This is a genomic window from Treponema medium (genome assembly GCF_017161265.1).
In the GTDB taxonomy this organism is placed as follows: domain Bacteria; phylum Spirochaetota; class Spirochaetia; order Treponematales; family Treponemataceae; genus Treponema; species Treponema medium.
The window spans coordinates 1,348,859-1,361,776 of sequence record NZ_CP031393.1 but is presented as its reverse complement, the minus strand read 5'-3'; the positions used below and the strand labels follow the sequence as shown (position 1 = coordinate 1,361,776).

Annotated in this window: 6 protein-coding genes; all 6 read right to left on the bottom strand. The window is 43.2% G+C overall.

All coding sequences use genetic code 11. The features are described from left to right. Positions 1-5: 5 nt before the first annotated feature. Positions 6-2,720: an efflux RND transporter permease subunit gene (locus DWB79_RS06065; RefSeq protein WP_016523155.1), complete on the bottom strand. Its 2,715-nt coding sequence runs from the start codon at positions 2,718-2,720 to the stop codon at positions 6-8. A gap of 221 nt (positions 2,721-2,941) precedes the next feature. Then, positions 2,942-4,684 carry a galactose/methyl galactoside ABC transporter permease MglC gene (locus DWB79_RS06060; protein ID WP_016523154.1) on the bottom strand — a complete coding sequence of 581 codons (1,743 nt, stop codon included), beginning with the start codon at positions 4,682-4,684 and terminating at the stop codon, positions 2,942-2,944. A 57-nt stretch (positions 4,685-4,741) separates the two neighbouring features. Beyond that, entirely contained in the window at positions 4,742-6,235 is a 1,494-nt protein-coding gene (locus tag DWB79_RS06055) for a sugar ABC transporter ATP-binding protein (RefSeq protein ID WP_016523153.1), read from the bottom strand. Between the two features lie 303 nt (positions 6,236-6,538). After that, a complete protein-coding gene (locus DWB79_RS06050) occupies positions 6,539-7,750 on the bottom strand; it encodes a substrate-binding domain-containing protein (RefSeq protein WP_016523152.1) in 1,212 nt (403 codons plus the stop codon). Between the two features lie 131 nt (positions 7,751-7,881). Continuing rightward, the gene (locus DWB79_RS06045; protein ID WP_040859094.1) at positions 7,882-8,121 is read right to left on the bottom strand and encodes a hypothetical protein; all 240 of its coding nucleotides are present in this window, start codon (positions 8,119-8,121) and stop codon (positions 7,882-7,884) included. A gap of 92 nt (positions 8,122-8,213) precedes the next feature. Continuing rightward, positions 8,214-12,911, bottom strand: a complete 4,698-nt coding sequence (locus DWB79_RS06040) for a hypothetical protein (RefSeq protein ID WP_016523151.1) — start codon at positions 12,909-12,911, stop codon at positions 8,214-8,216. Between the last annotated feature and the right edge of the window lie 7 nt (positions 12,912-12,918).

Below are 12,918 nucleotides of genomic sequence, written 5' to 3'. Positions count from 1 at the left end.
ACCTCCTATTTATTCATAAAACGTGGTTTAAAAATATTGAGCAGCACCGGCAAAATTGTCATAGCTGCAATGGAGCCGGTAAGCATGACAACTGCGACTAAAAATCCGACAAATCGCAACACCACAAAGCGTGAAAAACACAACACAACAAAGCCGAAGCCGACTGATGCGGCATTGACCATAATAGCCTTTCCCGAAAGTTGCAACGTATTAACCGTTACCGCAGTTAAATCGTCTGTTCTCAATCGTTCTTTATGGTAGTTATTCATAAAGTGAACGGTATAGTCGATACCGATTCCAATGGCGATCGCAGCTACCAGACTGGTTACCATATCAAGATTGATACCGGCTAATCCCATAATACCGAAGTTCATAAGGATAGAAATACCGAGAGGCACAGCACCGATAAGTCCGGCAATCGGAGAACGGTAATAGAGAGACAAAATACAGAACACAATCACAATAGCAAGTAGCAAACTCGACACTTGACTATCAATAATCATCGAGGTCATTGCGGTTTCAAGCTCTCCAAGTCCGGACGCTTCCAACGTGTAGCCTTCGGGAAAATGTTGTTGTGCATACTGTTCGGCAGCGTTGATAACCGCTTTTATCTTGCCGGTATCGTGAACACGCATCATTATCTGCATACGAGTCTTTGACGGCTCCAGCTGTTCATCAACCAGATCGTCAAGTGAACCTGAATACAATAGAAGATACTGTGAGATTAAATTTTTTAATTCCTCACGATGAGCAACCGGATATTTTGAAATGTCGTAGGGAATTTCATCATAAGCAGCTCCATTGTAATTTAGTTCTTTTTGCAACGCGGTCATAAAATCAGGAAGCGTAACGTTCTTTCCTCCCGATTGGGCATACGCAGCGATAAAAAGCTCCATCACGTCGTCGGTTGTCAGTGTTTTCCCGCGATATCGTGCGGCAAAAGAAGATGGTTCAGTAGTCGTACTTGATACGGTCTGCGCCGTAAGGTTATCCGGTGAAGACTTATCCATCATTTCTCCGCTTTGTTCAGCATTGGAATCGGTAAAGAAACTTCCGGTGTCCGAAAAGAAACTCTCGGTGGATTGAGAGGTTTCATCGGTAGCTTCAGCTGCGTCGAAAGATTCGAGCAACATATCTTTATGCATCACTTGATTGAGCCGCTTGATAAAATCGGAGAACGATAATATCGTTCCGATATCGGCATAATTATCGGTGAGAAAGTTGGAAAGGTCATCCATTTGTTTTAAGATTTCTGGGTCGCAGAGAGCGCCTTTCTTTTTACCGTCAATCAGTAAGCTGAATCCCGTAGAGCCGACGTAGTGCTCGTCTATATAGGAAACGCCTTCCCGTATTTCAGAATTTTTAGGGAAATATTCCAAAAATGCCGACTCGATATTTAACTGATGAATACCCCATATCGAAAGGCTGATAATGACAAGTAACATAATGATAAATCCCGCTCGATGTCGATTAAAAAAGAGGTATATCTTATGGGTCAATCCTTTTTCATCTATTTTTATTCCCAATGCGGCAAGCCGTGCATTTTGTTTTACCACATGCATCTTCATCCTATTTTGCTGTTTTTGTACAAGCCTTATTGGTTTCAGTACCAGCAATGCAGGAATGAGCAGAAAGGCAACAACCAATTCGATTACAATACCGTAGGCGCTAAATGTTGCAAAGGATTTCAGCGGTTTTATCGGGCTGGTGATGGTAGATATAAAGCCTGCGATAGTTGTAATACCTGCAAGCAATACCGGTGCGCGGATCTCTTTCAGCGATTCGGCAACGGCGGTGCAATGGCATTCCTGCGAAGTTATCAGCGGCTGCATTTCAAGATGCTGATAATAATGATTGACAATGTGAATACCGTAAGCGGAACCGACGGCAATAAGCAATACCGGCAGACAGCTTGATACGATCGTTAGCGGCTCTCCCAAGACAGCCATCGTACCGATTGTCCATACCGTACTGATAAGCACCGCAAGCAGCGGCAGAATTGTTCCTTCAATATTCTTAAAGGATAAAAACAAACAGAATAAAACTACCACTGTAATTAACGGAATAAGATTGCGCAAGTCGGCATACATAAAAAGCGTTGCATATTCGGCAAGTACCGGATCACCGGCAATTTTATAAGACATCCCGTTTAGCGTTTGCAAATTCCGCTTGACTATCTCTACCGTATTGTTATAAAGCGCACTAATTTCGGAGGGGGTACAAGTTGACGCCATTGTTACGACAATCTGCACGCCTTTTAAATTATCGGAAATAATCGTACCGAGATAGGCGTGCGGCCATTCAAAGATTTTTTGTTTTATCGCTTGAATTTCTGTTGCAGTTCCTGAAAAATGTTCCGGAAGCAAGGCTTCCACAATAAGGGAACCATCTTTTGCCGTGATAAACTCAATATTGGTTAAAGATCGTACTTTCACCACATTATCGACTAAAGCAAGTTCTTCAGAAATATTTTTGATGGCGGTAACATAGTCTGAACGAAGGATAGTATCTTCTTTTGTTTCAATTACGATATCCATTGCATACTGATCGCCGAAATCAGCTGTCAGTTGTTTAAACCTAATATTTGACGGATGTTTTTCCGGAAAAAAGTGGCGCAGTTCATTATCCATATCGATTTTTGGAATCATAAAACTGAAAAACACGGTAACGGCTGCAATAACCGTTATCAAAGTATATGCGTAATTTTTCCCATATTTCATATTTGTAACCTGCCGATGCGTTTTTTTTGTTTATTCGTGCGGAGGGTTTAATACCCGCCGTACTTCAATCGCCAAGGATGGCATCGCCCAAGAATGTATGTCCGTGTTCATTCCTGAACTACGAGTTTTTCATTAGAAAAACTCAATACTGTTTACAACCACTAACATCCTGTCAGTATCCCCTTCCTTTCGCACGAAATTTCCTCAAAATTTCCTGCGCTTTATTTCTTCTTCAAATATTTCACGCTATCGAGGGCGACGGCGGCGATGATGATAAAGCCTTTAAACACGAACTGTAAGTTAGTGTCGATGCCGAGGAAGGTTAAGCAGTACGTTAAACCGGTAAAGATGATAACGCCGAGCACCGCGCCTTCCAGCTTGCCGATACCGCCGTTAAACGAAATACCGCCGACTACGCAGGCAGCGATTGCGTCCAGCTCATACCCCTGTCCGGTACCTGCGCTCGCATTCGCCTTAAACGCCTCGAAGAAGGCGCCGAAGCCGTAGAAAATCCCCGCCATAATAAACACGCTCATCGTTACCTTGAATACGCTGATACCGCTCACGCTTGCGGCTTCGGCATTGCCGCCGACCGCGTACATATTCTTGCCCAGTACGGTCTTATTCCATATAAACCACGCAATCGCGATGGCGATAACCGCAGGGATAATCAGTTTAGGGAAGGTTACCAATTCGCCGCCTACAACGCCAAGCTCCCACCGGCCGCCGAAAAAGTCCTTAATACCGGCATCGATGGAACCGACCGGCGTACCGCTCGTCCCGAAGAATAAGAGGCCGTAGATAATCAGCTGCGTCGCGAGCGTCGAAATAAAGGGGTGAATTTTCAGCCACGCCGAAAAGAAGCCCGCAAAGGCGCTGAATATCACGCAGAAAATAATGGAAATTCCGAGCGAAAGCACTACCCGTACCGGCATCGCCAGCGCGGTAAAATCCCACGGCCCCATACCGAAGAACGTTACGATGTTCGTTCCCGGATGGAGAATTAAACCGGTAACCACCGCGCCCATCGCAACCATACGCCCGACGCTCAAGTCCGTACCGGCCAGCAAAATGATTCCCGCAACGCCGAGCGCGTAGAACATACGCACCGAAGATTGTTCCAAAATTGTCAGGATATTTGCAAGGCTCAAGAGGTTCCCGCTGCCCGACAGCGGCGCAACGATAATACACACCACAAAAAATATCACAATAGCGATGTACAATCCGTTTGCCAAAAAGAACTGTGCGGGAGTAAACTTATAGGCGTAATCTTTTAAACCGAGTTTAAAGTCCTCGGAAAAATTGGTTTTACTGTTGCGCAAATGGATATTTTTCTGTACCCGATCGACATAGACTTGATGCTTTGCATTTTTGCACTTCCACAATGCCGTCTGATACTGATTTTTCGCATCGAAAAGCGCGGACTTAAACGCATTGTTCGCAGCGGTCAATTCCTGCTGCGCCTCCCGCCGTTCTTCCTCGGAGTTTTTTCCCGCAAAAGCGGCGGTAATTTCCTGCTTCTTTTTCTCCGCCGCCTCCGTAATGCTTTGCACCTTCTCCGCGTATTCCTGCTTATGCCGCGCCGCCTTTGCATTTTCATTCTTTTTTACTTCCTGCTCAAAAGCGTCGGAAAGCGCATTCACCCGCTGTATCGCCTTATGCGTCAGCTCTTTTTCTTCATCTTTATACCGCGCCGCAACGGTCTTAGCCTCTTCAATTTGCTTGCGATAGGCTGCAATCCGGGTGTTTTTTTCCTCGGCGCTTATCAATTTATTTTTGCGTACGGCGGCAATCTCCTGCGTCAGTGCGGAAACCTTGTTCACTCCGTTTTTGCGTAATGCATCAAGCCGCTCCGTATACTCGGCAAGAACGGCATCTTCCTCCAAGAGCTTTGCCGTATCCGCCTGCGCAATTTGTTCCTGCGTAAACGTGTACTGTGTACTATGTTCAGGTGTATCTTTCATCCTATCCTCCGGTAAATTTCCGTGTTCAATTATATTTAATGATTTTCAGCTGTCCAATTATAAGTACCGAGCGGAAAGCCGCAACAGCGCTTCCTGATCGGTGGTAGCGGTATCGACAATACCGGCAAGGCGGTAGTTCGACATAACGGCAATGCGATTCGTAATGCCTAAAATTTCCGGCATCTCACTCGAAACAACGATAATCGTCTTTCCCGCTTTCGCCATATTGATAATAAGCTGATAAATTTCGTACTTAGCGCCAACGTCGATACCGCGGGTCGGTTCATCCAGCAAAAGAATGTCGGGCTGGCGTTCAAGCCATTTGCCGATAATCACTTTCTGCTGATTCCCCCCGCTCAACGCGCTAATCAGCTCATCCGCAGAAACACACTTTGTGTGCATCGTCTTTATTTCACGGTCGGCAGCCTCCTGCATTTTGCGGTTTGACAGCACACCGAATGTTTTATAGGTTTCAATGTTCGCAATAACGGTATTAAATTTAATGGACGCTTTGGCGAACATCCCGTTGAACTTCCGCTCCTCGGTTACCAGCGCAAAGTTATAGTCCATCGCCTCCTTCGCATTGGAAAAATGAAGCTTCTTACCGTCCAAGAGCATCTCGCCCGACGCAATAGTGCGAAGGCCGAAGATACTTTCCAAAAGCTCGCTCCGCCCCGCGCCGACCAGCCCGTACAGCCCGAAAATTTCTCCCTTTTTTACCGTAAAAGAAATATCCTTTAGCTGAGGTTCATAGCGGGTCGTAATATTCCGCACCTCAAAATAATCCTCCCCAACCTCATTATCCACATCGGGGAAGCGCTTTTCCAACGAACGCCCGACCATCGCCGAAATCAATTCATTCATATTCGTGTCATTGATATTCTTTGCCAGCGTCAGCCGCCCGTCGCGCAGCACTGCAACCTCGCTGCATATCTGAAAAATCTCATCCATTTTATGAGAGATATATACGAAAGACACACCCTTCTGGCTTAACGACCGTACAATAGAAAACAGCTTAATAACTTCCGGTTCCGTCAAAGAAGAAGTCGGCTCATCCAGCACGATAACCTTCGCGTTATACGAAACAGCCTTCGCAATCTCTACCATCTGCCGCTGCGAAACGGACATTGTGCGCATAATCGTGCGTGCATTCACATTCATTTTAAGAGACGCAAACAGCGCGTCCGCATCCTTTTGCATCTTCACTTCATTCACCGCGCCGAACCGGACAGGATACCTTCCTAAAAAGAGATTATCCATCACAGTACGGTCAAGGCATTGGTTCAGCTCTTGATGCACCATCGCCACACCGTTTTCAAGCGCATCCTTGGGAGACTTAAAATCGATCAAGTTATTCTCAAGGAAAAAGCGTCCTTCGTCCTTCGCATAAATCCCGAACAAACACTTCATCATCGTCGATTTTCCGGCGCCGTTTTCTCCCATCAGTCCGACAACCGCCCCTCGTTTCACCGTCAAACTGATATTTTCCAATACCTTGTTTTTAGCAAAAGACTTTGAAAGATTTTTAATTTCAAGTACCGTGTCTTCCATAGCTATTCCTTACATGGTTTTTTTCGGTTTCGGAGCGCAAAGCCCCCTGTGCAGTACATTTAACAACTTTTTTCTTCTATATATTTATTAATCTTTACTATTATTTTGGGCGTTCCCTGCTTCAAACGGCAAACGAGGTCTGCCGTTTGAAGCAGGTCGGGCTATTCGCTTGTATCTTTTTAGCGCTTCTGCAAAATCCCGCAGCGCTTCTCCTCGCGTCGAAGGCTGCCGTTGCAATACACCGGCGCTAAAAAGGATACCGCTTCTATCCCTAACACTGACAGGATGTCAGGAGTTTCCTATTTAGTACTTCAGCTTGCCGGTGTAGTCTGCGCCGGAGTTGGTCTTTACCATATTGACGGCGAATGCGTCAAAGTTGTTCAGGTTGGTAAAGCGATCCAAGCAGCTGGACTCGTTTTGTCCGTCGCCCTGTACGATTGTCAGATCGATGTTCAAAAGCGGAGCGTAGTATTTCAGTGCCGGAACATACGAAGAAGAAAGGAAGTTATCGGCAGAGTTGTAGATTGTCAATAACACCTTTTTCTTGTCCGCCTGTGTCTGCTTGATGCCCGCATCGCGGCTGCCGCCGGAGTAGTTCTGCCAGTTTTCGGCATTTACGCCCGAGTTTTCCGCCATAACGGCTTTTACGTCTGCCCAATACTGTACGGGCGCGGTGATCTTATTGCCGTATTTGTCGGCGACGGAGATACCCTGAGTATACACCGCCTCTCCGGTTAAACCGTCGAGCAAGTTGCGTAATACTTGCAGCGTTGCAGTTGCCTGTGCGTCTACGTTCTGAGAAACGGTTCCCGAGAGTTTGCCGTTTCCGATTGCTTCGATCGCGTCTGCGTTTGCGTCATAGCCGAAAATCGGAACGCCTGCCGGATAGTTTGAAGCCTGTAAACAGCCCATTGCCATACCGTCGTTGTTGGAAACAACCATGTCGATCTGGTCTGCAAATTTGGTAGCCCAGCCGCCCATTGCTTCGGTTGCGGCGTTTGCGTTCCAAGTAGAACCGTCGGTTCCGGTCATTGCCTTTCCTTCAAGTTCAACAACTTTTAAGGTCTTTCCTTCGATGGTAACGGAACCTTCCTGCACAACGCCCGGGTCGGTGGAACCTGCCCATGTACCGAGCGCCCGTCTGATACCTTCCGTTCTCGCTTTAGAATCGTTATGCCCGACGTCGCCGATGCACAGTACATAGCCTAACACGCCGTCGCCGTTGCGGTCGATAGAAGCGTCAGCCTTGGCAAGGAACTCCACAATCAACGCCCCCTGAACGGCTCCCCCGCCTGCAGCGTCAAAACCGACATAGTAGGTCTTGTCGTTCCAGTTCATCGTCGTCATATCGATTTCACCGGTTGTCGGATCGGACGGCTGCCGGTTAAAGAATACGAGCGGCTTATCCTTGTTGAGCGTTGCGGTGCTTTTTTCTCCGCAGCTTGCAAGAACCAAAAGGCTGCATGCCAGTACAGCCAATACAACTTTGTGAGATACCTTTGAAATACCTTTCATCGTTATCTGCCTCCTCAAAATAAGTCACGACAGTATCACCGTCCATTGCGGTGTACTGCCGGTACAACTTGGTATTATACTATATAAGTGCAAAATTTTCAAAACCTTTTTTTTGAAAATATACGGCACATCTACGGCGTCATACAGCAAAAAAGTGTCCTCAACGTATCAAAACCGCCATGGATGGCGGTGGTTCCCAGCAGAAGCAAGTTTGCTCCTGCAAACTTGTAGCCCAAAAATGAACAAGGATGTTCATTTTTGGGCGTGCCTGCGGTTAATTTGTGCTCGCGCCTCGTATCTATACCGTCTATTTTCAAAAAAACTAACGGTGAAAGGCTTTTCAGAACCGACAAGGACGTCGGTGGTTCCATACAGAAGCGAGTTTGCTTGCAAACTCGTAGCCCAAGAATGTACAGGACGTACATTCTTGGGCGAGCCATCTGCGGTGTCGACTTTCTGCATATCACTTCAATGTTGCACGATGTTCATCAAGTTTCTTCTTGCAGGCAAACATATCTTCAACCTGATGTACTTTTAATTCGGCAAAGAATGATGCCAATAGCCGGTAATCGGTGCTGTTGAGTACAAAAAGCGGTTTTTCGTCGGGATCGGTCTTTTTATCAAGGTATACTTCCAACTCTGTTAGTAAATCGTTGAAGGTAATGGCGAGCTGAATATGCACGGCATCTATACCGGTAGACAGTACCAGTTGCGGAATATCGTTTACCCTGATTATTTCGCTATAGCTTGATCCGATCTGCCATTCAGGATCTTCAAGCGCTTCCATTCGCTCTTTAAATGCTTGAGGCGGCAGTGTGAGTGATTCCGTTTTTGCATCTTTACCGAAAATCTTCTGCGCCGTTTCGGTAAAGATTTTTGCAATTTCTTTTATACGCGGTTTTCTCTCTTTCCATGTATGCGGATAGCTGTTTTCTTCACTCTTCTTTTCTATAATCTCGTAATAGGTATTGCTATTAAAAGTCCAGTATTCATAAAGTGCATACAGAAATTTCGGCAATAAGGTATACTGTGCAAGCGGTATGGTAAAAGATCTATCATATATTTTATTGTTCTCCTCATCCCATTCGTCAAAAAACAAACAGAGTTCCAATTCCGTATTATTATCTTTAAGCAATACATCGGTGTAGATATGAAAGGCTCTCCAATCATCTATTGTTTTCTCATCTTTATTTTCAATTATAAATGAATATGAAACGCATCGAGGTTTTTCCGGTACTGTAATTTCCTCCGGTTTATCCGTTGTTGAAATCCCACAATAAGACCCTTTCAGATTTAAACTAAAAGAATAAAATTTATCTTTCGAAGCATTCGGGTCCAATAAATTATACAGTTTGTCAAGCGGTGTATTATTCTCTGATGGTTTACCTATGATTGGACATATTCTCCGAATACCACCGGACTTATGTGGAATCAATTCAAAATCTTCTTTTCGTTGTTCGGTAATTTTCTCGATACAATACTTAAAGACTTCCGTATGAAAAGCCTTGAGCTCTGCAACTTCTTGTTCCGTCGACTGATAGGTAAGCATTCGCTCCTTTACGTAATTATGGGCTGCATAGGCAAAATCGCAAAACTGTTTATATTCACTCACCGGCAGGGTAAAGAGCGCTTCCTGTCCCGTACGATAAAAATCGAAATATACTTCCATCTGCATGTCGTCATCTGAAAGTACGATGCCGAATTGTATCTCAGGGTAATCCGTAGTCGAACCGGACGAAACTAAAATTTGATCTTTCGGATAGTTTTCAAGATCATACGGTTTTTTAGAAACTTCCATACAATACCAATTCGGTTTGCCCCAATTTTCCTCTTTTTGACGTAACAGAGAAAAACATTCGTTTAGTTCTTTGCATAGTTCTGCTATTTTTTTACTTTTAACCGCTATGCCAAAGGATACATCATTTTTAAAAAAATCCGTACTGCATTCTTGTACGATATTCCTGCATAAGATTTTCAGCATATCGTCTGTCTTACTTTTTCGTTCACGTAATTTTTTAATGCACTCGTATTCTTCACTATTCCTATAACTATAAGAATTCGCTCTAAAGGGAGATCGTTCAGGGCTCAGATATTCTTGCATTATTTCGAAAATAATCTTCAAAGGTTCATTTGCCCCAAAAAAGTTTCGCTCCAAAGAATCACAGTCTGCGGTGGCCGAATATATCGGCGTAAGATTTTTCTTCGACTTTACGCCGAGAAATACGTCTATGCGTAATCCGTCATCACTAAACGCAAGTGCTATTTGGCACTTAACGTGATAGCACCATACGTAAAACACCTTCTGTTTAAATGTATCGATTTCAATGAGCTTTTGGTGACTTTCATCGCAGACCCCATTGTTATGAAAAGAGAACCCATAAGAATAATCATTCGAACCTAATGAGCGTAAGTCTAGCCATGTTTTGCGGAATTTTTTACGGGCAAAACCATTCCATCGTTCCGCTATTATCTTTTTATAGTTTTCGCGGATTATGCTATGGCTTGTTCCTATCGATTTGAGTTCCAATAATTGCTTAGCATCATCAATAATGCCGTGCATATTCCGTACATATTGAGGAAGTTTTTCAAAATCACCGTTATACAGATGAATAATTGCACTTTGCGGCAACGCTTGCCATTGCTTCATATTTTTTGACTGTATATTGTCGGATAGTTGATAATTAAAAACGCTATAAGGATGTTGTAGTAAGCTTCTTAATTGGGAAGAGTATCTATTTTTTTGACATGCTTTGACAAAATCAACTGTTTTTTGCCAGCGTTTTTGATCATCTTCCGTACAATTAAAAATAAGCGGTATATCATCGGTTCGGTCGGCATCGAGTTGTACCAAGTGCAGCGTAATATATATTAAATAGGTCAGTAACTCAAAATCCATTTTTTCCATCCAGTCGGATTGACCGGTAAACATGACTTCAAGAAAATTCTTCACTGTGATATAAAATTCCTTACCGAAATCTTTAAAAAGATCAAATTGAATAACATCATCATCCATCGAAATATTTCCCTTGGAATCAAATACGGCATCCCAGCTTTTATTGGAGCTGTCAGGAAAGAGAACAAGGCAAATAGTTGAAAAAATATGTTCAAGCTTCTGCTGCAAGAACGGAACTGCAATACTATCCGGTGGTTGTTGTTCTTTAATGCGTTCAAGGTACTGTTTTATATCATAGAGCGCATACAAAAGACGCTTGGGTTTTTCAAGTACGGCCGCCACCGAATGATGGAGAGAAAAATGTGTTTCCATATTTCTGTCTGCAGAATAAAAAAAATGATTTTCGATACAGCTTTTATTCAAGTTTCGATTTATTTCTTCTTGTCTTTCATCTTTTGCGCTTTGCTCCAGCCGAGATAAATCTTCATATTCGCGTTCGGAATCAAACCAGAGCTTAAATGCAAAATTGGAACGCATAAGACAAACCTCGTTACTCCACGCGTCTCCAAACGGTATCACCGGTTGCCGGAAATATTGAAAAGAAATCCCGCAGTCCAACTGTTTGAGAAACTCACGATTCTTGCTGAATGCATCTTTCTCTTTCTCTTTCTGCGAATCGTTTTTTCTTCTTTTATCTCTTTTTTTCTTTTTTTCATCTTTTGGAAAAAGCGGCAAAATACGGCGCTGCATTTCAGCTGTAAAATCAAGCTGTTCAAGCAGGCTATATTTCTTATTCGTTAAAAAATGCGTAACGCTATAATAAAGATGCAGTAAGGCTTCGTTACTCTTAAAATAGCTGCTTTTGTTCAAGGCGGTAAAATCAACAGTATCAAAAAGCATTTCCGTCTTTATACAACAAAGCTCTATCAGCCGGTTCAATACTTCAGCTGCGTATTCAGCTGCACTGCTTTTCGGTGAAAAAGATCGAAATAGGATGTCGAGCAGTTTTTTCCATTTTTGTTGTTCGGAATTTTCACCGCTTGTTATATACGATTGTGTCCACAAAAGTTCCCATAGCGCACCTAAGAACATTGCCTGCAGTAACATCATTCGTTTATTGCTGAACGGTCTACTATCCTCTACATCATATTTAAAACAGATATTGGGGAGAGTATTCAAAAGGATTGCCTCAAATCGAGAGTATTGAGCGCCGTTTTTAATTTGGACAACCTTCAATGAACGATAGATATCTGCATCATGTGAAATTTCACTTTCATGAATGCACGGGAAATATTGTTGTAACTCATTGAATGTTAGATATCTACTTGCCCGTTCAAGTAAAAGTGTCAATGCAGGAAATTCGGTAATTTTATCTTCCAACGATTCGAATGCATCTTCAAAATACCGTTTATATTCATCAATCTTAGAAATACTAAAAACGCCTTTGAATATAGCCAAGTTTTTTTCTTTCTGTTCAAAGCCGAAATAGTCGTTAAACAGCCATGCAACTGCTTCTACTTTATATATGTAATATCTGCTTGGATCATTATACGCTTTATGATCTGATAAACTTATAGGACGATCGTTGCGACGAACAAAGAGCTTCAGCATATCCCGTGCGTCTTCTGCATTAAGCTCGACAGGTAAGAATTTTGCCGCGTCGATTTCTTTCTCATTGCCAACATTGCGGACAAAAGAATCCCTGTATGCTCTATTGACGATAAGATTATTGAGTAAGGTGAAAAAACGGTTTATATCGTCTCGGTAAAATTGAAAGAAACACAGTAGGCGTGTATGCTCGCGATAAAATGCAGAGGCATCTCCTTTGAGCGTTTCGAGCACGTCAAAAACAAGCTGCACGGTACGTTCTTTATAGGGGACTTTTCTACTTAGGCGGTGTTCAAGAAGTTTACATAAAATATCATCAATACAAAAAGAAATATCGACAATATAATCATTACTATAGCCTCCAAGCGTTTTTGCGATAATCCATAATTGAGCAATTTCCGCAAAAAAAGCGCTGTCGTCCAACGGTACTTTTTTCGGTTTTACATCGGCGGCTTTTTTCCGTTTTTCTTCCGTATCAATACGAAAATGATTGTTTGTAAGACTGTTTTCACCATAAAGTTCTTTATAGTAACCCCAGAGTTCCGGTTCCAGCGGCGCTATAATTGTGTCCACAGTATAGCGAGTACCGTTTTTTATCAGTTCACCTTCTTTTATATAGGTGTATAAATCGCAGATAATTTCTTTTAATAAATCATTCATTTTACTT

Excerpts from the sequence above, each read along its gene's own strand:
- DWB79_RS06055 (WP_016523153.1), bottom strand. The coding sequence starts at position 6,235 with ATGGAAGACACGGTACTTGAAATTAAAAATCTTTCAAAGTCTTTTGCT.
- DWB79_RS06040 (WP_016523151.1), bottom strand. The coding sequence starts at position 12,911 with ATGAATGATTTATTAAAAGAAATTATCTGCGATTTATACACCTATATA.
- DWB79_RS06050 (WP_016523152.1), bottom strand. The coding sequence starts at position 7,750 with ATGAAAGGTATTTCAAAGGTATCTCACAAAGTTGTATTGGCTGTACTG.
- DWB79_RS06065 (WP_016523155.1), bottom strand. The coding sequence starts at position 2,720 with ATGAAATATGGGAAAAATTACGCATATACTTTGATAACGGTTATTGCA.
- DWB79_RS06045 (WP_040859094.1), bottom strand. The coding sequence starts at position 8,121 with ATGGAACCACCGACGTCCTTGTCGGTTCTGAAAAGCCTTTCACCGTTA.
- DWB79_RS06060 (WP_016523154.1), bottom strand. The coding sequence starts at position 4,684 with ATGAAAGATACACCTGAACATAGTACACAGTACACGTTTACGCAGGAA.